The following is a 22,091-nucleotide window of genomic DNA, read 5'->3' as shown; positions in this document are numbered from 1 at the left end:
CAATATTCTTCATTCTTGCCATGCATGACTTTTGGCTATTTTATACGGTTTTATCATATTGAGGTTTTTCAGAGAAAAAGTTATTTATTTCACATTCTTTTCATCGTATACTGAGTTTATAGAAGGAATATACCATTTACCTTCTTATAAACCGGAAAGGACCGTGATAATATGAAACAACATATAGACGCTTTATATGAAGAATTATATTCTTTACGCGCAGATATTATGAATGACGGCGAAGCTCTCTTTCGTACCTGGTTGCCGGGCATTGAAAGACGTCCTTTCCGTTTCAGTGCTTTAAACCTGGCCTATTATCTGGCTGTTCGCTGTCACGACCTACGCCCCGTTCAAGAACGGCTTCTTCCCCTGGGACTTTCCTCTTTAGGACGTAGCGAAGCCCGTACCATGGCTAACCTTGACGCCGTCATGGCAACCTTGGGCCGTTTATGTGAAAAAGAAGAAAATCTAATCAATTATCCGTCACAAAAGTGGTTCTTTCACGGCGATAAACTGTTAGACCACAATACGGGACTTATCTTCGGAGCCGCCAATAATATAAATACTCATATTATGGTAACCCTTCCGCCCGAAGCGGCTGATGACTACAAACTTGTTCGCAATTTATTGGAAGCCGGTATGGATACGGTTCGCATCAATTGTGCTCACGATGACCGCACGGTTTGGACCGCTATGTTGGATAATTTAGAACGGGCAAAAAAGGAAACAGGCAAAGATTGTCGCGTATACATGGATTTGGCCGGTCCGAAAATCCGTATTTCGGGAGTTCTTATTACAGGCGATACGGATAAATTAGTGGAAGGAGACTCCTTCTTCTTATCTCAATCCATCGGAGTCTGTCCGCCTGAGGCACTCGGAAAAATTGTCTTGGCCTGTTCGGCACCGGAAGTCTTTAATACGTTAAAAGAGGAAGACCCCGTTCTTATCGATGACGGAAAGCTCACGGCCAGAGTTACTGAAATGACTGATAACGGAGCTTTTTTAACCGTTACGGCTGCTAAAGAAAAAGGCTTCCGTGTAAAGCCTAAAAAGAGTCTGAATTTTCCTGAAACACACTTGGACATTACGCCCCTAACCGCCAAAGATCTGGAAGACCTGGATTTTATGATTGGTCGCGCCGACAGCATAGGTTACTCCTTTGTGCGTAATGGAGACGATATTGAGCTGCTACAAAGAGAATTGAAAAAGAGGCTGGGCAAAAAGTCTTCTTCCATTGCTATTATTGCTAAGATAGAAACAAAGGAAAGCGTAGCCAACCTGCCGCAAATCATTGTAAAAGCCGCTTCCAAACAACCTTTCGGCGTCATGATTGCTCGCGGTGATTTGGCGGTAGAAGCGGGTTATCATCGTTTATCGGAACTTCAGGAGGAGATCCTCTGGATTTGTGAAGCCGCTCATGTCCCCGTCATTTGGGCCACTCAAGTACTGGAAACTTTAGTTAAGACGGGCTTGCCAACTCGAGCCGAAATAACCGATGCCGCCATGGGTGAACGGGCGGAGTGCGTAATGCTCAACAAAGGACCTCATATTGTAAAAGCCGTTTCGATTCTCAGCGATATTTTAGGGCGTATGAATGAACACCAGCGTAAAAAAGCTCCTCAATTACGAGCCCTCAGTATTGCCCTGCACACAGTTTTTAAAGACTGATTTAAAAAGGCGTAGCACACCTGTGTTACGTCTTTTTGTTTTTCCCGTATCTTTTCGCAGACTGCAGAGCTCTGTCTTATTCATCCCTGTATTTCACAAAAGCTCATTGCCTTATCCCCAGGCCCGTTCCAGATCTTCTACGCTATGAGAATCGGATCCGGGTATAAACGGGACTCCCAATACGTCAGCCATGCCTTGAATGAAGCGACTCGGATACATTTCCCGACATTGAGGCTTAAAAAAGCCGCTCATATTATAGTCCAACTGCCGTCCCTGTTTTCTCATAATAAGGAGTATCTCTTTAATTAAGCGGCAATTTTGTTCATCAAGAGGTTTGGTAAAGCCGAAGTGCAGTCTATATTTTTTTATTAGATCAAGATGCCCTATGCGCACAGGAGTGTACTTGCCCAAGTCGGTGCACACAGCCTTTTTTAAACAGGTAAAATATTTATAATACAATGCATTTTGGTCGAAAAGCCAAGGCCCGAAGGCTTTCCGGAAATCATCCGTACTGTAGTCTACACAATAAAACTTCCCGTCATATCCGTCTAAGAAGTGTAATGATAATATATTATCCTCCGTAAATGCCCCGTATTCATTCAAAAAAGAGCGCGTATAGTCTTCAAATCCGGGCAGGTAATCCACTTCAAAGCCGACGGAAATATTGATACGGGTTGCATAATCTTTTTTTAACCTTTCAGCCAACTCTAAATATACTTCGACTTGATCCGCTTTAAGCGCTCCCGTATCACAGCCGGCTTTAATACCTCCATATACGTTCTTAAACTCTACCGGCAAGGGGGCATGTTCAGTTAAGCAAATTTTATCGATTTTTAAATCAATAGCCTTCTCGATCATTAATGCCGTCTTATCACCACTTCCATGAGGACACAGCTCTGTATGTACATGGCCGTCGACTACTCGCCGTCCATAGACACGGTTTCCCATAAACTGTCGCTCTTCTTTCATATTAATCATACGCTTCGTCCTCTTACGCTTCATCATAATAAAAGGACCGCTTCGAAAAGCAGTCCCTTTTATTTGCGAATGATGAGTAATCAATAAGCCGAGTTTTGTTCTGCTTGCGCAGTGGTAATCATCTATCTAGACAGACCGTTGCCGGCCTGTTCGAGCGACACAACCCGGAAGATCAGCGGGCAACTTCATCCCTTCCCTATTCGGTCTTGCTCCGGATGGGGTTTACCTAGCCGGCAAGTTACCTTACCGCTGGTGCGCTCTTACCGCACCGTTCCACCCTTACCACTTACGTGGCGGTACACATTTCTGTGGCACTGTCCCTAAAGTCACCTTCGCCGGACGTTATCCGGCATCCTGCCCTACGGAGCTCGGACTTTCCTCCAATACCTTCGTACTGGCGATTACCTTTCATACTCATCGTGTATTATCATACGCTATCTCTTGTAAACCCGTCAAGAAAACTATTTCAAAGCTTGCCTCAAGTCGTCAACGGCTTTCTTTATATCCTTTTGCGATACGACAGCACTGATCATGGCAAAGGAACGGAACCCTCTGTCATATAAAGTGCGAATATTTTCTAAACCGATACCGCCGATAGTCACGACGGGAAGCGGAAATTCCAAGGCACTGCGAATGGTTTCTTCCGTAACGACCTCATCGGCATCGCTCTTTGATGATGTCGGGAACATAGGCCCGAAGCCGACATAGTCCGCGCCGTCTGCTAATGCCCCCTGTAATTCTTTTGTCGTATTCGTCGATACGCCGACAAACACATTTTGACCGGCTATTTTCTTTACGATTTGAACCGGTGCATCGTCCTGTCCGACATGAATCCCGTCGGCTCCGCAAGCAACGGCTAAGTCCACGGAGTCATTCATAATAAATGTCGCTCCGTATTTTTTACACATAACCGCAATTTCCGCTGCTTCGGCATATTTTTCTCGCCAGGTTTTATGTTTTTCCCGATATTGAATGATTCTTACGCCTACATCTAAAAGGGTTTTCGCTACTTCCGTATTCTTACGCCCCAAAGATAAGGCCTCGCCCATGACCACATAAATAGGATCATCCTTTAAACGCTGAATATGTTCTTCTTTAGTCATTATTCACCCTCCTTAAAGATATGAAATAAAATCACGACTCGTCGAATCAACAACGAAGTTTACTTCCCAACCCCGTTTCTCACTTTCTGTCTGTAACAGGCGTTGCAGCTCGAATACGACGGGAAATTCCGTTCCGTAATGTCCTCCGTCAACTAAAAATATATCGTCTTTTACCGCTTGCTGAAAATCATGATATTTTACATCGCCCGTAAGATACAGGTCCGCACCGGCACGAACGGCGTCATTCATGAAACACGTAGCAGCCCCGCCGCAAAGAGCGATTGATTCTACTATTTCTTTTTCTTTGCCGCCATAAGGTAAGACAGGTCGATTCAACTTTACCTTAATATATTCCATGACTTCAGCAAGGCTCATGGCCTCAGAAAGTCTGCCGATTCTCCCCATCGAACTGCCTTCTTCTCCGTCTAAGGGCCGCACGTCATGAAGTTCCAAGAGGGAGGCTAAAACGTCGTTAACCCCTCCCGTTGCCGAATCCAGATTGGTATGAGAACAATATACGCCTATATTGTGAGACAATAACTGTGCAAACATCCGACCGTCATACGTATCCGTTCTCAAAGCCTTAATTCCCGAAAAAATTACGGGGTGATGACTGATAATACAATCAAAACCATGATCTACAGCGTAGCATACATTTTCTTTTGTTACGTCCAACGTCAATAAGACGGATTGCACTTCCTGTTCCGGATTTCCTACAAGTAAGCCCGGGTTATCCCAGTCTTCTTTTAAAGTCAAAGGTGCCAGATTTTCCATTACATCAATGATCGCTTTAAATGACACAGACATTTTCTTTCCTCCCATTCAGCTATTTCCTTTTTGGTTCTTTCAGCGTCTTCGAAGCGGCCTGCCGCTTCCATGCCCTTCAGAAAACGGTCTTTTTTGCGTATTATTTCATCTATCAGCTCGCCTAACAACGGATTCTTATTATTCCAATTGAGCGGTCCCGTCTCATACTGCCAGGAAGGAAAATCAGCTTCTTTACCGGGTTCAATTCGTAATACTTGATATAGGCGACCGTCCTCTTTAATCAATGTTTCCTCTGTTATACGAAAACCGTGTTCAACCGCATATCGACGCAATGCATCGGCATCACTTTGAGGCTGTAAGATAAGATACTTCAATTGTCTCACAAGGTCGAATCTTGCCTCAAGAATTCGCATCATCAATTTGCCGCCCATACCGCACAGAACGGCACCGTCCATTTCACCGATACTTACAGCTGACAAGCCGTCTGCCAGACGACAATCAATGCGATCCGCAAGTCCGGCCTGAGCCGTATGAGTCGATGCGGACGATAAGGGACCCGGTGCAACATCGGACGCTACTACATGCGGACAAATCCCCTGTTCACACAAATATACGGGTAAATAGGCATGATCCGTCCCCACATCAACCAGGGTGGTATTGACAGGCACCATTTTCGCTACAGCTGAAAGACGTTTTGATAATTTCATATAAAACCTCACTTGCTTTTCTCACGGTTTATAAAAAAAGCTATCCCGCAACAGTGCGAAATAGCTTTGTTTACATGTGGTGGGCCTACTTGGGTTCGAACCAAGGACCAACCGGTTATGAGCCGGTGGCTCTACCGCTGAGCTATAGGCCCGGTAGACAAGGCTTTAAACCTTGCCTGATTATTATACGACAATCCGCGCGAGTCAGTCAAGAATGGCTTATATATAGCCTCTCTCACACAAACTGACATAGGTTCCGTCACCGATAATAATATGGTCCAAAACAGGAATTCCCATGACTCGACCGGCCTCAGCAATACATTGAGTGGCTTTTATATCTTCTTTTGAAGGGGTCGGATCGCCACTGGGATGGTTATGTATAAGAATAACCGCCGCCGCATTGTATTCCAAAGCATATCTGAAGACGTCTCTGGCCTTAGCCAGACTTTCATTGAGTGTCCCGCTCGTCAGCTCTCGTAAGGCAATCAGTTTATTTTTGGAAGACACGTACAAGGCTGAAAATTTTTCTTGTCTCAAACAGCGCATGTCTTCCATTACATAGTCGGCCACTGTAGAGGGACTGCTGAAATCCCTGGCGTTTGCCTTTACTCTCTGACGGGCAATTCGTTTGCCCAACTCTATAGCGGCACACAAAGTGACGGCCTTATCCCTGCCTATTCCTTTTACGGTACAAAGACGTCTGACATCCGTCTCTCCCAAGTAATAAATATTTTCTTCCGGCAAGGTACGAAGAATACACCGTGAAACGTCTAAAACCGACTGTCCCTTCGTGCCCGTACGCAATAAAATGGCCAATAAATCCTGATCTGAAACTGCAGCGGCACCATGGTGAAAGAAACGTTCCCGCGGCCGCTCACCGGGAGCCAGTTTTTTTAACTCTGCGCTCATAAGCACATACCGGCAATTCCTGCCAGTACATACAAGGCACTTAAAGGAAGGCCTACGACATTCGTGTAATCGCCTTCTATCTTTTCAACCAATATAGCTCCGCGCCCTTGAATTCCGTAAGCACCGGCCTTATCGGACGGTTCTCCCGTTTCTACGTAAGCCTCAATTTCGTCTTCAGTCAAATCTCTGAAAGTAACCAGGGTCATTTCCGCATGAGTCCATACACCGTCATCTTTCTGCAAAGCAATGCCCGTATAAACGGCATGGGTTTTGCCCGATAATCGATGCAACATGGACATAGCCTCTTCATCAGAGCGAGGCTTTCCCAATATTTTACCGTCGGATACCACTACCGTATCGGCACCCAGTACCCACCGGCCTGTATACTTTTCGGCAATGGATGCCGCCTTTCCGGCGGCCTGTCTAATAACAAACTTCTCGGGATCATCGTTTTTCGGCACATCTTCGGCATATGTACCGACTTTTACTTCATAGGCCGCGCCTATTTGTTCCAATAACTCCCTGCGACGCGGCGACCCGGATGCTAAAATCAGCATACCTGTCAACCTCCTAAATTCGTCTGTAAATAAATACAGCTACTAAAATTCCGATAATACTGAGAAGATTCGGGGCAAAATGAATACCGAGCGTAAGCTCCATAACATATAAATTCAATGTTACATTGTGAATATTAAAAATTTCATAATGGCGAACCAAATCGGGCATAATACTTCCGAAGCTCAAACCCGACAAAACCTCGCCTATAATGCCGCCTAAAATACCGCCGACAATTAAGAACAGCAATAATACGGGTATACTCTTATATCCTGCAGACTTCATCTTATTCCTCCGATAACAACCTGATAAATTTATTATACAAACAACTGTCTCTAACGGCAATATAAGAAGGGATACCTTCTCAGAAAGAGAGCGGTATCCCTTTTACGTCTATCCTTTTTGCTGCATTTTAGCCCATGTATCGCGTAAGCCGACAATACGATTGACTACCAAATGTCCCGGCTGACTGTCTCGGTCAATGACAAAATAACCTTGACGCAGAAATTGAAACTTATCGCCTTCCTTAAAATCACCTAAGCCGGCTTCGGCCTTACCTTGCGTCACCATAAGACTGTGCGGGTTGACTTGACTCAAGAAGTCACCGTCATCACCTTCACTGTCGGTTCTCAACAACGATTCATACAAACGGCATTCCGTATCAACCGCATCGGCAGCGTTAACCCAGTGTAAGGTACCTTTTACCTTACGGTTAGCATTGGCGCCGCTACCGCTTTTGCTGTCCATATCGCAAGTGCAACGTAATTCAGTAATATTGCCGTCTGCATCTTTAATGACTTCTTCGCATTTAATAATATATGCATATTTCAGGCGAACTTCTTTTCCCGGGGCTAAGCGGAAGAATTTTTTGACCGGCTCTTCCATAAAGTCGCTCCGTTCAATATACAATTCTCGACTGAAAGTCATCAGACGCATTCCCATTTCTTCATTTTCCTGATTATTATCGGCAACTACTGTTTCCGTAAGGTCTTTCGGATAGTTGGTCAAAACGACTTTAATCGGATCGACTACGGTCATATATCTAGGCGCTTTCAGTTTCAAATCTTCGCGAATACACGATTCGAGAAATGCAGGTTCTACCGTACTGTCCGCCTTGGCTACTCCGATACGTTCACAGAAATTGCGAATTGATTCAGGAGTATAACCCCGCCTGCGGATACCGGCAATAGTCGGCATGCGAGGGTCATCCCAACCGCTGACCAGACCTTTCTCAACGAGAAGTCGTAGTTTACGCTTACTCATAACCATATTGGCCACATTAAGGCGTGCAAATTCAATCTGCTGAGGCTTTTGATTTTCCGGATCGTCCCATTCTTCAACAACCCAATTATACAAAGGACGATGGTCTTCAAATTCAAGGGTACAAATGGAATGAGTAATCCGTTCTATAGCATCTTCCAAAGGATGAGCAAAGTCATAAATAGGATAAATGCACCATTTATTCCCCGTACGGTGGTGAGACGCATGAATGATTCGATATAAAACGGGATCACGCATATTAATATTCGGACTGGCCATGTCTATTTTAGCCCTCAATACCTTTTCTCCGTCAGCATACTTCCCGTCTTTCATTTCTTCAAACAGACGTAAGTTTTCCTCAATAGAACGATTCCGATAAGGGCTTTCTTTACCGGGCTGACTGAAGGTACCGCGATACTCACGGATTTGTTCTCCCGTCAAGTCATCTACATAAGCCTTGCCCTTTTTAATGAGCTTAAGGGCCTGCTTATAAAAAATATCGAAATAATCGGATGCGAAGTAAAGACGATCTTCCCAGGAAAATCCGAGCCAAGCCACGTCCCGCTTAATGGATTCCACGTATTCCACATCTTCCTTTGACGGGTTCGTATCATCAAAGCGCAGATTGGTCAAGCCTTTATATTTTTTCCCGATGCCGAAGTTGAGGCAAATGGACTTGGCATGTCCGAGGTGCAAATACCCGTTCGGTTCGGGCGGAAAACGAGTGTGTACACGTTCTCCGTATTTTCCCGTTTCATTGTCTTTATCTATAATAAGTTCAATAAAATTTTTGGTGTTTTCCTGGTCCATGAGGCATCTCCTTCTTTCCGTTAGTGTTTAAATTGTATCATAAATAAAAAAGCCCTTCCAGTACTGAAAAAGCGGCGAAAGGACGCCGACTGTGTTATAATAAATCCATCTTATATGCAGGAGCTGATTTGAAATGGAAATTCGTAAACTCGTAACCTTTGAAGACGCCGGCTTCGTTCAGTGGGGAGTTCTTACGCCCGACGAAAAAAGCGTATACAGTGCTATTGCCTTGGAAGAAGCGTTCTTTACACCCCTGCCCGAAACCCTGTCGGAATTCATTGCCCAAGGTCCTGAAGGACTCTTGGCTCTGGCTGACAGTCTGGAACAAAATGAAAGGACCGAAGCCGTGCAACCCAAGACCTTAGATACGGTTCATATTCTGACTCCCTTGCCCGACACGATTCACAATATCCTATGTGTCGGTAAAAACTATTGTGAACACATTGCCGAGTTCGATAAGGTCACAACGGTAGAAAAGCCGAAATATCCGGTGTTCTTCACGAAATCCGCTACATCTCTTATCGGTCCGGACGATACCATTGATCTTCACGAAAACGTAACTTCCGAAGTGGACTACGAAGGCGAATTGGCTGTCATTATCGGCAAGACCGGCACGGACATTCCCGAGCATGAGGCCATGGATTATGTTTACGGCTTTACAATTTTGAATGATGTGACTGCCCGCGACTTGCAACGCCGACACCAACAATGGTTTCACGGCAAAAGTTTGAACACCTTCTGCCCCGTAGGCCCGTATATCTTATTACGTGACGCCGCTCCCGACATATTTAATATTGTTACGAAGGTAAACGGCGAGGTGCGTCAAGATGCGAGTACGGACGATTTAATTTTTACCGTCCCCACGCTCATTTCTCAACTCTCCTCGGGTACAACATTATCGTGCGGCGACATTATAGCTACCGGTACACCGGCCGGCGTAGGGGTAGGATTTAATCCGCCTCGTTATTTAAAGTCGGGAGATAGTATTGAAATAACAATCTCTTCCATCGGTACATTAAAAAATACTGTCAAATAAAGGAAACGAAAAAAGAACCCTTAACGGAATAATACCGTTAAGGGTTCTTTTTATTCACCCTGCTTTGCATAAGCGTAAATACTTATATCATTGTCATCATACTCTGCCAAATATATATCATTTACCTTATACCCCTTTTCGGCAGCTCGTTCTTCAATCCATTCTTTATTCTTACCGATAAGTTCCAGAACGCTTTCATTAATGTTTCCGTCCGCAATGAGAGGATAGCGATTGTGTCTATCATCATATTTCATAATGGTCAACTGACCGTTTTGTTCCAAAATTCCGCGATAGACATCTTCAACACGCCATACATCGGCACTTCTCAATTTTAAATGAAGATCGCCGGCATTCAAACCCGCTCGCATACATACATCGGTTAAGATTTTTCCGTGGTCGATGACCAGAATGGGGTCTCCGTCAATCAGCTTATGAACAAAATTGCTGTTTCCCTTAGCATAGCGCAAAACCATAACAAGAATTGTCCAGGCGATGAGAATTAAGAGGAACTGCAGAATTCCGATGCTGTCATTATAAATAATACCGCCTATAATACCGCCGAGAACATAGTTTTGAACTTGATCCAAAGCCGACGTTGGGGCCAAGTTGCCCTTCCCCATAATATTGATTTGAAAAATAATAACCAACAAACCTATGCCCAGTTTAGCAAAAATCATTGAATATTCAATCATAGTTTACTCCTGTTCATTGATAATATGCACATCGGCATTAATCATATAAATTCGTTCAACCTTATACGCCGTTTCACGATCGCTGAAATCGACGGAATAGTACTCATTAGCTCCTGTCCTTACAACCATGCCGTTTTTAAGCCGCAATGAATTAACTGACAACCGGTCTTTCGGAACGTTTAAATTGTAACTGAAATTTTCTAAGAAGGCAGACATGCGGGACATATCCTCTGTAGACTGCCTGGTCCGCGAAAAACTCTGCCAATTAGCTCCGGCCAAAAAAATACCGATGAGTAAAAAAATAATCGTCAAATCACGATACTTGGTTTGCAACCGGTTACGCATATACTTAATGCCGGCTATGAGCCACGCCAAAGTCACGCCGAGCAGGACTGCATAGTGATAAAGATAGGTGGTATGTACCTGCCCGTCTATATAAGCATAGGTGTAAAAATCCATCTTTTTCTTCCTTTCTGTCGTTACTGATTTTTTTAATTATAAACGCTGTATCTCATTATGTACAACACCAAATAAAAAGGCCGTAACGAGAGATTTCGACCTCTTCGTTACGGCCTTTTAAATAAATATTACGCAACTTCCTTACCGTTGCGCAAACGGCTGTGTTTATGTCCGTAAACGGCATAGATGATACCGCCTAATATCGACCAACCTACAAAAAGAACCAACGTATGGGAAGATAAATGTGCAAAAATAAATGCACAGAAGATAAAGCCTAAAGGAGCGACGAGATAGACTGCCGGGCACTTAAAGCTTCGGGGAATATCAGGATATATACGACGCAAAACCATAATGCCGACGCAAGAACAAAGGAAGGCAAAAATTGTTCCGGCACTGCAAGCTTCCGCCACGATATGAATGGGCGTAAAGCCTGCTACCAGAGATACTATAATGCCGATAATAAGCAAAAGGCGATACGGCGTATGATATTTTTCATGAACCGTATATAAACTCTTGGGAATCAAGCCGTCACGACTCATAGAATACAAAGCGCGACTCTGTGCGAAAAGCATATTCAAAACAACGGTTGATAAACCGCAAAGTGCACCTGTACCGATAAGTGCCGAACCTGCTCGTAAGCCGATATATTCAAGTACGTATGAAGCCGGTGCCGCCGTATCCAATTCGGGATAAGGTACAACACCTGTCATAGCCGCACAAACAGCGATGTACAAGACCGTACAAATAGCTAAAGCCGAAATAATACCTATGGGCATGTTGCGTTCAGGATTCTTCGTTTCTTCAGCCGCCGTAGACAAGGCATCAAAGCCCAAATAAGCAAAGAACAGCACGGCCGTTCCGGCAACAACACCGTCTAAACCGAAAGGCAGGAAGGGTTGCCAGTTTACAGGGTCAATATGAGGGCCTGCGAAAAAGAGAAATGCAAAAATAGTCACGATTTTAATAACTACGAGAACTCTGTTAACCCTTGCTCCTTCTCTTACACCTAAAATAAGACAACCCGTGGCCAGCAAAACAATAACAAAGGCAGGTAAATTAATGATACCCCCGTCAGCCGGAACGGCTGTCAACACCTTGGGAAGTTCAATTCCGCAGGAATGCAAAATTCCCACAAAATATGCCGACCAGCCGCCTGCAACGGCACTGGCTCCGACAGAATATTCAAGGATAAGACTCCAGCCTACCCACCAGCCGAAGATTTCACCTAAAGACGCATAAGCATAAGTATAAGAGCTTCCTGATACGGGCAAAAAGGTAGCCAATTCCGAATAAGCCATACATACGAAGGCACAAGTAATAGCCGCCAGTACAAAAGACAACATCAGTCCGGGGCCTGCATATTTAGCGGCACCGATGCCGGTGAGGACGAAAATCCCCGTGCCGATAATAATCCCCAGCCCCATGATCGTAATATCAAAGGCCCCTAAGACGCGATTTAACTTTTTATCTTGAGAGTCATGCATGAACTCCTGATAAGGCTTACGTTCAAAAATATCCATATCAATCCACTCCTAAATCATTTAAAAAGAAAAACCTCCTTAGTAAAAGGAGGTTTCTCTTTACCATTCTAAGCTTCTTTAGTTGATGATGTTACCTGAGCCTGCACGAGGCCGATAATAAGACCGGCGACGGCAAAGCATACCCAACCCATGCCTAAAGAATGTAGAGGAACCGTAGAGTTAAAGAATACATCAATAGCTCCGAGAGAAATTTCAGCCGTTTCAAAACCTGTAACCAAAGCAGGAATCAAGGTAAGGCCGATAGTCCATCCGTATACGCACTGACGTCCCTTAAAGAACTTGTGTAAGAACGTAAGGACAACGAGAGCCACAACGATAGGATAAATAAACATCAAAACGGGAATTGCCGCCGAAATAATCGTCTTCAAGCCGAACATAGCTACGGCAAAGGAAATAACGGAGAACAATACGGCATATGCCTTATAGCTCATTCCGCCTATAAGTTGTTCAAAATAGGTAGCGCAAGACGTAACCAAGCCGATGGACGTTGACAGGCAGGCAAGTAACACGATGACTGCCAAAATCATGGCTCCTACGTTACCGAAAAGGATCTGAGCCGATTTTGTCAAAACGGGAGCGCCTGTGTCCTGCATACCAATAGCTACAACACTGTCTGCACCGATTTTAGCGACAAAGATATAAACAAAAGCCAAACAAGCCACGGCAATAACACCCGATTTAAATACATCCAACGTAATCTCGCCGGGCGTCGATGCACCTGCTTCCACAACGAATTCGACTACGAGAATAGCAAATACCAATGATGCAATAGCATCCATTGTATTATAACCGTCTAAAATCCCTTGAACTACTGCCAAGGCAGGCGTTCCGTAGGCAGCCGTCGCCGCACCGGGATCCCCCAAGGGCGAAATAAAGGACTTTGCAATCAAGGCTAAAATAGTAAGTAACAATACAGGAGTTAAAATCTTACCGATACGGTCAACCAACTTGGAAGGCGAAGCGGAAAGCCAATAGGTAATGACGAAGAAGATAACGAGGAAAATAGTCATATTCAAATCCGAACCGCCGTTTTCCAGGAAGGGGCGTACGGCAATTTCATACGATACGCTGCCGGTTCTCGGCGTTGCAAAGAAAGGCCCGATAGTTAAATAAGATACGACTGTAAACAAAAGGCCGAACTTAGGATGAACACGACCGGCCAATTCCTGTAAATTCTTACAGCCCGAATAGCCGATGGCAAGAACGCCGGCAAGAGGCAACCCTACACCCGTAATAATAAAGCCCAATACGGACCACCAAACATTTTCCCCTGCATGCTGTCCCATCGATGCCGGGAAAATCAAGTTCCCCGCTCCGAAAAAGAGAGCGAATAGCATGAGGCCTACGGCAATAAATCGCTTATTGTCTTTTTGCTCACTCATTAATACCACACTCCGTTCTCATAATAATAGGATCGTCATACCCATATAACGAACTTTACCCAAAAGTGCTATTCCTCATATTGAGAAAAAGCACACTTTAATGATGTCGTCATTATATCATAAGATTATTTAAAAATCACCTACTTAAACGTTTTTTTTTAATTTTATTCTTCTTTGATTATAAAAAGCGTTAAGCATTTACATTTTCTCATTATTAATATAATTTTTAATTATTCTAATAACGTGGTTATTTGTGATCCGGTCGCGAACGGCCAGACGAATAAATTCACCGTTCAAGCCTCTATAATTACGACAATTTCTAATCAGTATACCGTGACGTTTACAGTAGTCCGCAGCTTTTTCGGCCGTATGATAAGGCCGTAAGAGTTGTATGAGTATAAAGTTTACGCTCCCTCCCGTGACATGGACTTCCGTAATTTCTTGCAACCGTGTTTTCATATAAACCCGTTCAGCTTCACAGAGTCTGCGGCTTTCTCGTATATATTCTCCATCTGTCAAGGCCGCCGTGCCGGCAACTTGGGCCAAGCTGTTTACATTCCAACAATCCTTATGCCCTTCCATTTTTTTAATATCATGTTCACACGCCGTCCCAAAACCCAGACGCAATCCAGGCAAGGCAAAAAACTTGGTTAATGAACGAATAACTAAAAGATTTTTGTATATGCCGGTTAAGTTTTTGACGGAAAACCGCTCTTCATCATATCGAAAATCCAAAAAAGACTCATCGACTACAAAGCGAAGATTCTTTTTTATTCCCTCTTTGACAGCGGCCTCCATATCTTCTTTTTTTATCAGGCTACCTGTCGGATTGTTGGGGTTTCCCAAGATAATAACGGACCCTTCTCCGGCCGCTTCCGCCATCCGCATCAAGTTACTGTTAAAGTCATCCTGTTGCGTATATACATAAGTAATATGAGCACCTCCGGCTTTGGCCGCTTTTTCATACTCATCAAACGAGGGCACGGGTATAATAACTTTTTTCGGTTTGAATGTATGAAAGTAAATATACATCAATTCGGCTGCCCCGTTCGTACAAATCAGTCGTTCCTTCAAGATTCCGTAATGATTTGCCAACGCGTTTTTAAGGGCTCTTGCCTCCGGGTCCGGATAATGAACGAGCATATCGACAGACGTGATAATAGCTTCTTTTACAGGCTCCGACAAGCCGAGAGGATTAATATTGGCACTTACATCTACCCAATTTTTAAGCTTCCCTTCCTCATCGTATACATTTCCTCCGTGTGAAAAAGACATATTCATCTCTCCTCAAAAACGTATCCGCCGCCAATCGTTTCAAAAACACCTATAAAATTCAAATCTTTTAACGGGCTCTGCGACAGCACCTTTTTTATTTTCTGCCCGTACCCGCGACTGCTAAAGATCATGTTCAAAAGGGTCCCCGTATGAGCCGTTCCTATACCGTAGGCCCCTATTTTTTGTGCTGTCTCATAAAAATCGGGAAGTTCGCTTTTAAAAACCCTACTCTGATTGGCCAAGGCCGAAGTTGTGGCTACTCGGCACCACGTATCTATATCCCCGTTATTACGACATAAATCCTTGTACAGGTCTGTCACATCGGGCTCATCTTCTACTGTCCCCGTACTATAGAAGTCCTGCGTATTTATCATTCCGCCGCAGTCAAAAGTATAGTATACCAGGCGAGGTGCCGGGAAACGTCGTAAAAGTTGCCCGCTGTAGCGGTCCATGGCCACCACACCCCGGCAAAAAACAGGATCCGTAGGCTCAATAGAAACAGCTAAACGGCACAACTCTTCATCCGAAAAAAAACGCCCCTTATGACGGGCAACGGCAAGAGCACAAGCGCCTATATCCGCACTGCTGGATGCCATTCCCTTCCCTTTAGGGATATCCGACTGTATTTCCAGAACCTTGTCAAAAGGCCTGCCTCCGCAAATAGAGTCTGCCCGTTGTACAGCTTGACGCGACTTTTTACCCAACAGTTTTTCGTCATATATGCCGTCATTTACGATAGCCTTTACATAAGCATTGACCGGTGTCGAAATAATGACACTTCTATTGCCTACTCGGCCCTGTAAAAATTCGCCGCATCCGGCAGGAACGGTAACGGAAAATCCCATACTTACACCCACCAATAAACACAAGACATGAAAATGACTGCACAAGCAGTCGCAGTATACATCAAATGAACAGCCTGTCGTATTTTTTCAGCTTCCAACGGTTCATCATCATCTCCCATATAAGCACGGAAAGATGTTGTGCCGAAATATGAATTATATCCGCCCAAACGTATATGTAAGGCCCCGGCAACGGGGGCCTCTGCATACCCTCCGTTGGGACTGGGATGTTTACGTGCATCCCTAAGCATAATCTGAAAAGCCTTTTTGGAGTCACTTTCCCCTAAAGCGGCAGCTGCAACAAAAGAAATTCCCGTCAGACGTGCGGGAATATAGTTGAAAATATCGTCAATACGAGCGGCCACACGCCCGTAATATAAATATCTGTCATTCTTATACCCCATCATGGAATCAAGAGTATTGACAGCCTTATATACGGCGGCTCCGGGTAATCCGCCTATAAAATAATAAAATAACGGAGCTATGATACCGTCGCTCGTATTTTCCGCCACGGTCTCAATAACAGCTCGACAAACTTCGGCGGCACTCAAATTTTGTGTATCTCTGCCGACAATGTATCCTACTTTATGACGAGCTACCTCTAAATGTCGCTGTTGCAAATCTTTACGAATAGCCGTAGCTGCTTGAGCCAGACTTTTAGGGCAAATGAGAAAAGCCAGAACAATCCCCTTAAACACATCTGCAAATATACTTACCGCCAACAAATCAAAGATGCTAACAACTGCAAACATTACGGCATAGGTAAAGGATAAAATAAATAGGCATACCATTCCGCCGCCGACAACCTGCATTCTCTGAGAATACTTACGGTTATAAAAAAGCTTATCCAAAACAGCAATACATCTTCCCAAAAGAGCAATGGGATGAAACCTGGTTTGCGGATCCCCTATAAGACTGTCAACTATAAACGCCGTTATAAGAGTAATCATCGCTCACCTCTTATAATTTCCCTGATTTTATCCATATTCATATGGGTCTCTACAATGTTTGCCAAGCGATCATAGTTGTCCTCTTTTTGTGCCGAATAGGAGTTCCCTCTGGTCAAAGGACTCAACCCCTTATGCAAACGCACGGCATTAATAAAGGCGTGACGAAAATCGTCATTATCAAAAAGTCCGTGTACATAGGTCCCCCAGACATGGCCGTTCTCAGATACGGCTCCGTCTTCGAAGCTACAATCCAGCCCGTGTCGGGATGTAATCAAAAACGGACGAACTTGCTCCCTTTTCATTACCGTCTGACCTGCATGAATTTCATACCCTCGCATACCGGAACAGTCAATCACTACGTCCCCTACACGTAACTTTACACATCGACACTGTACCTGTGCCGTTAATTTAGTGTTTACCAGGGTTGTTTCCGCCTGCAAAAGGCCGAGGCCGTAAATCTCTTGAACACTCGATTCCACACCGTGGGGATCACAAAGACGCTCTCCTAACATCTGATAACCGCCGCAGATACCTACGATAAAGGCCCCTTTTTTTAAAGCCTTGAAGATTTCCGCTTCCATGCCGCTTTTTCGCACATATTGCAAGTCTTCAAGTGTATTCTTCGTACCCGGTAAAATAATGACATCCGCATCCTTTAATTTTTCGGGCGTATCCGCATAATATAAGCCGATGCCGTCTTCTTGTCCCAGACTGTCGAAATCTGTAAAATTAGAAATTTTCGGTGTCATGACAACGGCAATATTCACATCTTCGTGCGTCACCTGTTGCTTCATATCATGTAAGGACACGGAATCTTCCTCATCGATTCCCATATTTTCTATATAAGGAACGACGCCGATAACAGGCTTTCCCGTCTTTTCTTCCAAGAATCGGACTGCCGGTTCAAAAAGGCTGATATCCCCTCGAAACTTATTAATAACAAGCCCTTTGACAAGCTCCCGTTCTTCCGGCTCGAGCAATGCCAAGGTTCCGACAAGCGCCGCCAGAGATCCGCCCCGGTCTATGTCGGCAACGAGAAATACGGGAGCCTGTAAATACTTGGCTACACGCATATTCACAATATCCGTATCTCTCAGATTTACTTCCGCAGGACTGCCGGCCCCTTCGATAACCAGTATATCGTAAGTATCATCCATACGAGCCAAAGCCGATTTAACGGCATCAAAAGCCTTCATGCAATACGACAAGTGATATTCGCGAGCCGTCATATTCCCTACAGGAATCCCGTTAATGATGACCTGCGATCGACTGTTTCCTACCGGCTTTAACAAGACGGGATTCATGTCCGTTTCAGGAATAAGACCGGCCGCTTCCGCCTGAGCAACTTGGGCTCTACCCATCTCCTTGCCGTCCGGTGTAACATAGGAATTTAAAGCCATGTTTTGTGCTTTAAAAGGAGCTGTACGCATGCCTTCACGAGCAAAAATACGGCAAAGAGCTGTCGTTAAAATACTTTTCCCTACATGCGATCCTGTTCCCTGGAACATAATATATGACGCCATTACCGTATCTCCTTTTAAATCACTTTTGATAAATACTGGGACGTCCCTTTACATCGGCACACTTGGTCTTACAACCCGGATGATTGCAGAGCCAGTAAGGACCATAAGGACCGTCCATACGTACAAATCGACCCGTTTTACACCGCGGACAAGTATAATCGGTACTTTCATCTACAGCCTTCGGTATAATTTGTTCCGTATGCTTACATTTCGGATAAGACGTACAGCCGTAAAATTCGCCGTATTTGCCGGCTCTTTTTATCATAACCGAACCGCATCGGGGACACCGCTTTCCTTCCGCATGAGTTTTGACAACACCTTGCCCCGCCTTTTGTATGAGTGTACGCAAAAATTCTACTTGATCTTTCAAAAAAGACTGTAAATCGTCTTTGCCTATACTCATTAAATGAAGCCGTTCTTCCCAAATGGCAGTCTCATCGGGATAAGCCAATTCATCGGGCAACGCATCAATAAGAATATATGCCGAATCGGCCGGACACAAATACTTTTTCTTACCTTCTTCGTATAAAAACTTGCGACCGATTAATTCATTAATAATCGTCGCCCGCGTCGCTTCCGTACCGATTCCCTGGACTTCTTTGAGTTTCTTTTTCAGACCGTCATCCTTCACATATTTATAAATTTCTTTCATCGCCGCCAACAAGGTGGATGCCGTAAAGCGCTGAGGCGGCTTCGTTTCTTTCTCTTCTGTTATACCGGACTTATAAAAAACTGTCGTCCCTTTTTTCAGAACCGGCAATTGATCCTTGTCTTCTTCGTTGTCATCACTTTTATCCCGACTATACAGCTCTTTCCACCCGAGAGCGGTAACGGTTTTACCGCGAGCTACGAAATCTTCTTGAGCACAATTAATGATAATGCGCTGACTGTCGTATTCATGAACACCGTAAAACTGGGCAATATAAGCCTGTGCGATAAGAAAATATATATTTTTTTGTATGGGAGTCAAACTGTCATAAGGACAACGAACGGTAGTAGGAATAATGGCATGATGAGCCGTGATTTTGGAGTCGTTCCAAGCCCGGCTTTTTAGGCCCTTATCCGCACCTTTTACCCAATTTTCCAAATCCGCTTGTCCGGACGACGCCAAATTTTCCAAGATTTTAGGCACATCTCGGCGCTGGTTTAAAGGTAAATATTCACAATCCGAGCGGGGATAGGTTGTAAATTTTCGTTCATACAACTGCTGTGCCGTATCTAGTACTTGTTGCGGACTGTAGCCGTATTTCTTGCCTGCCGCGATCTGTAGGGACGAAAGAGAATGCGGCAACCGTTGATTCTCTTTCTTATGTGTCACCTTGCGTTCAGTTACTGTCCCACTAACGGCAGCCTCCGTCTTAGCAAGAATATTTTCCGCCGTCTGTTTATCAATACAGCGTCCTTCCGAATCAAGTCCACCCTGAGTATCTTTAGCCTGCCACTGAGCTGTTATAGTTCCCGAACCGTAATCAAAATCGGCCTTTACAACATAATAAGTGACGGGAACAAAGTGATCCAGTTCCCTCTGTCGTCTTACGACAAGCGCCAACGTCGGCGTCTTAACGCGGCCAACAGGATAAACGCCCTTATGCCCCTGTCTACGAGCCGCCAACGTATAAGCCCGGGAAAGATTCATCCCCATCAACCAATCGGCACGACTGCGGGCTAAGGCCGAATCCTTCAGCGGTTTAAAATCTCTGTTATCCCGTAAATCCGTCAAAGATTCATGAATACTCTTTTCATCGAGGGCATTTAGCAAAATACGCTCTACAGGCTTTGTATTTCCCACGTAATCGAGAATTTCATCTATCAAAAGCTGACCTTCTCTGTCGGGGTCACCGGCATTGACAATGGAATCGGCTTGCTCAATAAGCCCCTTTATAATTTCGAACTGGTCTTTGGCACTCGGAGATACAATGAGTTTCCACGTTTCGGGAATAATGGGTAAATCTTCTGTACGCCAGGTCTTATAAGATTCATTATAGGCATCCGGCTCGGCCTGTTGCAGTACATGCCCGTAAGCCCACGTAACAATACCACCGCCTGTACGAATATATCCGTTTTCTCTTTTTTTCGGGTCGGGAAGACATTTTGCCAGTTCCCGTGCCATGCTCGGCTTTTCCGCTATAAATACCTTCATAAACGAATCTCTCTCTTATCACGCTTTGTCGATTCCGAACGTCTTTACAATATCTTCATACGTAAGCAAGCGTACGGAAACGGGTAAATCCGACAACAAACGACGAGCCTCGACAGCCGTATCTTCCGTAGTACGCAAACAGGCGATTCCCTTCTTGCCGTCTAAGGCCGTTAACACTCCCAAGTGGTCAAGACCTTCCGTTATTCTGTTAACGAGCGTCATTTCGGACGGCTCTACTTGAAAATACACATACTCTTTATATAACACGATTACTTACTTTTCCTTCGCATCATAGCATACGGTTCCAAAGGCACCTCGGTTTTTAAATACACGGTTTCCTGTGCATGTCTGGCTGCCTCTACGGGTTTTCCGTCGCCATCCGTCAACTCCGTGACAGTCATATGCACAACCGGCCCGTGGGGCATTAAAAACTCGACATCCTGACCGACTTTAAAAAAGTTCCTCTGTTCAATACATGCTCGACCGGACTCTTCATCGTATGACTTTACGAGCCCGATAAAATCATGGGTCTGTACATTACTTGATTTAGCATATACTTGGTCATTTTCATCGGGACGACCGAAATAAAATCCCGTCGTATACGGACGATGAGATATTTTTTCCAACTCTTCCAACCATTCAGCACGGACCGAGAAATGTTCCGGATCGGCTTCATACGCATCCATAGCTTCTCTATACGTCTTAATAACGGTAGCTACATAATGCAGACTCTTCATTCGTCCTTCAACCTTTAAGCTTGAAAGTCCCGCTTCATACAAAGCCGGCAAGTGCCCGATAAGACACATGTCCTTTGAGTTCATAATATAGGTTCCCCGTTCGTCTTCCATTACGGGGAAATATTCGCCCGGCCGTTTTTCCTCCACAAGACTGTATTTAAAACGACAACACTGTACGCACTCACCATGATTGGAATCTCTGTCCTGTGTAAAATAATTACTCAAAAGACAACGTCCCGAATAGGAGATGCACATAGCCCCGTGAACAAAACCTTCCAGTTCCATATGCGTTTTTTCATAAATATCTTTAACATCCCTAAGCGGCACTTCCCGTGCCAGGACAACACGCTCCGCACCGCACTCTTTCCAAAAACGGACAGCAGACCAGTTCGTCGTATTGGCCTGTGTCGACACATGAATCGAAAGATTCGGAGCTACTTCCCGACACAATCTGAAAATTCCCGGGTCGGCAATTAAGACGGCATCGACATCAATAGACTCCAAATAGCGTAAATAATCCGGCAAATATTGAAAATCCTCATCTGACGGAAATATGTTGACCGTCACATAAATTTTCTTTCCCAAAGAGTGTGCATATTCTACAGCTTCTTTTATTTGCTCAGGCGTAAAATTATCACTAAAAGCTCGTAAACTGAAGGAAGTTCCTCCTAAGTATGCCGCATCGGCCCCGTATAGAAAAGCCAACTTTAATTTCTCCGGATTTCCCGCCGGTGCCAATAATTCCATTTTTTTCAT

At 44.5% G+C, this 22,091-nt stretch carries 21 protein-coding genes, 1 tRNA gene and 1 other RNA gene; 2 read left to right on the top strand and 21 right to left on the bottom strand.

All coding sequences use genetic code 11. The features are described 5' to 3' along the window. Positions 1-171: 171 nt before the first annotated feature. The gene (locus tag HMPREF9429_RS05955) at positions 172-1,668 is read left to right on the top strand and encodes a pyruvate kinase (protein ID WP_006942388.1); all 1,497 of its coding nucleotides are present in this window, start codon (positions 172-174) and stop codon (positions 1,666-1,668) included. Positions 1,669-1,779: 111 nt separating this feature from the next. Here HMPREF9429_RS05955 and hisJ read toward each other — a convergent pair whose 3' ends face one another. From hisJ to HMPREF9429_RS05910, 10 genes are all read right to left on the bottom strand, one after another. Further along, positions 1,780-2,646 carry a histidinol-phosphatase HisJ gene (hisJ, locus tag HMPREF9429_RS05950; RefSeq protein WP_040773976.1) on the bottom strand — a complete coding sequence of 289 codons (867 nt, stop codon included), beginning with the start codon at positions 2,644-2,646 and terminating at the stop codon, positions 1,780-1,782. Positions 2,647-2,715: 69 nt separating this feature from the next. Beyond that, positions 2,716-3,063: RNase P RNA component class A (gene rnpB, locus HMPREF9429_RS08920), an RNA gene on the bottom strand. Between the two features lie 44 nt (positions 3,064-3,107). Continuing rightward, positions 3,108-3,749 (bottom strand): thiamine phosphate synthase, encoded by a 642-nt coding sequence (gene thiE, locus HMPREF9429_RS05945; protein ID WP_006942386.1) that lies wholly within the window; start codon positions 3,747-3,749, stop codon positions 3,108-3,110. A gap of 12 nt (positions 3,750-3,761) precedes the next feature. After that, the gene (locus HMPREF9429_RS05940) at positions 3,762-4,556 is read right to left on the bottom strand and encodes a Nif3-like dinuclear metal center hexameric protein (protein ID WP_040773973.1); all 795 of its coding nucleotides are present in this window, start codon (positions 4,554-4,556) and stop codon (positions 3,762-3,764) included. Beyond that, on the bottom strand, positions 4,523-5,224 hold the full coding sequence (locus HMPREF9429_RS05935) for a tRNA (adenine(22)-N(1))-methyltransferase (protein ID WP_006942384.1): 702 nt from the start codon (positions 5,222-5,224) through the stop codon (positions 4,523-4,525). Before HMPREF9429_RS05935 ends, HMPREF9429_RS05940 begins: the two co-directional genes overlap by 34 nt. A 77-nt stretch (positions 5,225-5,301) precedes the next feature. Further along, positions 5,302-5,376: transfer RNA gene (locus HMPREF9429_RS05930), tRNA-Ile, on the bottom strand. A gap of 67 nt (positions 5,377-5,443) precedes the next feature. Beyond that, positions 5,444-6,133 (bottom strand): RadC family protein, encoded by a 690-nt coding sequence (radC, locus tag HMPREF9429_RS05925; RefSeq protein ID WP_006942383.1) that lies wholly within the window; start codon positions 6,131-6,133, stop codon positions 5,444-5,446. Then, on the bottom strand, positions 6,130-6,690 hold the full coding sequence (locus tag HMPREF9429_RS05920) for a Maf family protein (RefSeq protein ID WP_006942382.1): 561 nt from the start codon (positions 6,688-6,690) through the stop codon (positions 6,130-6,132). Before HMPREF9429_RS05920 ends, radC begins: the two co-directional genes overlap by 4 nt. Positions 6,691-6,703: 13 nt before the next feature. Then, on the bottom strand, positions 6,704-6,973 hold the full coding sequence (locus tag HMPREF9429_RS05915) for a DUF4321 domain-containing protein (RefSeq protein WP_006942381.1): 270 nt from the start codon (positions 6,971-6,973) through the stop codon (positions 6,704-6,706). 108 nt (positions 6,974-7,081) lie between these two features. Beyond that, positions 7,082-8,758 (bottom strand): glutamine--tRNA ligase/YqeY domain fusion protein, encoded by a 1,677-nt coding sequence (locus HMPREF9429_RS05910; protein WP_006942380.1) that lies wholly within the window; start codon positions 8,756-8,758, stop codon positions 7,082-7,084. Positions 8,759-8,891: 133 nt separating this feature from the next. Here HMPREF9429_RS05910 and HMPREF9429_RS05905 point away from each other — a divergent pair, with 133 nt between their 5' ends. Further along, positions 8,892-9,794 carry a fumarylacetoacetate hydrolase family protein gene (locus tag HMPREF9429_RS05905; protein ID WP_006942379.1) on the top strand — a complete coding sequence of 301 codons (903 nt, stop codon included), beginning with the start codon at positions 8,892-8,894 and terminating at the stop codon, positions 9,792-9,794. 50 nt (positions 9,795-9,844) lie between these two features. Here HMPREF9429_RS05905 and HMPREF9429_RS05900 read toward each other — a convergent pair whose 3' ends face one another. The 11 genes from HMPREF9429_RS05900 to HMPREF9429_RS05850 form a co-directional block, all read right to left on the bottom strand. Then, on the bottom strand, positions 9,845-10,486 hold the full coding sequence (locus HMPREF9429_RS05900; RefSeq protein ID WP_006942378.1) for a DUF421 domain-containing protein: 642 nt from the start codon (positions 10,484-10,486) through the stop codon (positions 9,845-9,847). 3 nt (positions 10,487-10,489) lie between these two features. Then, positions 10,490-10,945 (bottom strand): DUF3290 domain-containing protein, encoded by a 456-nt coding sequence (locus HMPREF9429_RS05895; protein ID WP_006942376.1) that lies wholly within the window; start codon positions 10,943-10,945, stop codon positions 10,490-10,492. 128 nt (positions 10,946-11,073) lie between these two features. After that, positions 11,074-12,465, bottom strand: coding sequence for an amino acid permease (locus HMPREF9429_RS05890; RefSeq protein ID WP_006942375.1), 1,392 nt, complete (start codon positions 12,463-12,465; stop codon positions 11,074-11,076). A 68-nt stretch (positions 12,466-12,533) separates the two neighbouring features. Further along, complete coding sequence (brnQ, locus tag HMPREF9429_RS05885; RefSeq protein ID WP_006942374.1) at positions 12,534-13,868, bottom strand: branched-chain amino acid transport system II carrier protein; 1,335 nt, start codon at positions 13,866-13,868, stop codon at positions 12,534-12,536. 198 nt (positions 13,869-14,066) lie between these two features. Next, positions 14,067-15,143: a pyridoxal phosphate-dependent aminotransferase gene (locus HMPREF9429_RS05880; RefSeq protein ID WP_050777771.1), complete on the bottom strand. Its 1,077-nt coding sequence runs from the start codon at positions 15,141-15,143 to the stop codon at positions 14,067-14,069. 2 nt (positions 15,144-15,145) lie between these two features. Continuing rightward, entirely contained in the window at positions 15,146-15,988 is an 843-nt protein-coding gene (locus HMPREF9429_RS05875; RefSeq protein WP_006942372.1) for a GHMP family kinase ATP-binding protein, read from the bottom strand. Positions 15,989-15,990: 2 nt separating this feature from the next. Further along, complete coding sequence (gene cbiB / locus HMPREF9429_RS05870; protein ID WP_006942371.1) at positions 15,991-16,935, bottom strand: adenosylcobinamide-phosphate synthase CbiB; 945 nt, start codon at positions 16,933-16,935, stop codon at positions 15,991-15,993. Further along, on the bottom strand, positions 16,932-18,458 hold the full coding sequence (locus HMPREF9429_RS05865; protein ID WP_006942370.1) for a cobyric acid synthase: 1,527 nt from the start codon (positions 18,456-18,458) through the stop codon (positions 16,932-16,934). Before HMPREF9429_RS05865 ends, cbiB begins: the two co-directional genes overlap by 4 nt. A gap of 19 nt (positions 18,459-18,477) precedes the next feature. After that, a complete protein-coding gene (locus HMPREF9429_RS05860) occupies positions 18,478-20,598 on the bottom strand; it encodes a DNA topoisomerase III (protein ID WP_006942369.1) in 2,121 nt (706 codons plus the stop codon). A gap of 18 nt (positions 20,599-20,616) precedes the next feature. Next, positions 20,617-20,847, bottom strand: coding sequence for a DUF4911 domain-containing protein (locus tag HMPREF9429_RS05855; RefSeq protein WP_232216651.1), 231 nt, complete (start codon positions 20,845-20,847; stop codon positions 20,617-20,619). A 20-nt stretch (positions 20,848-20,867) separates the two neighbouring features. After that, entirely contained in the window at positions 20,868-22,091 is a 1,224-nt protein-coding gene (locus HMPREF9429_RS05850) for a peptidase U32 family protein (protein WP_006942367.1), read from the bottom strand.

Source organism: Megasphaera micronuciformis F0359 (assembly GCF_000165735.1).
GTDB classification, from domain to species: Bacteria; Bacillota; Negativicutes; order Veillonellales; family Megasphaeraceae; genus Megasphaera; species Megasphaera micronuciformis.
This window is presented reverse-complemented; position numbering and strand designations above follow the sequence as displayed.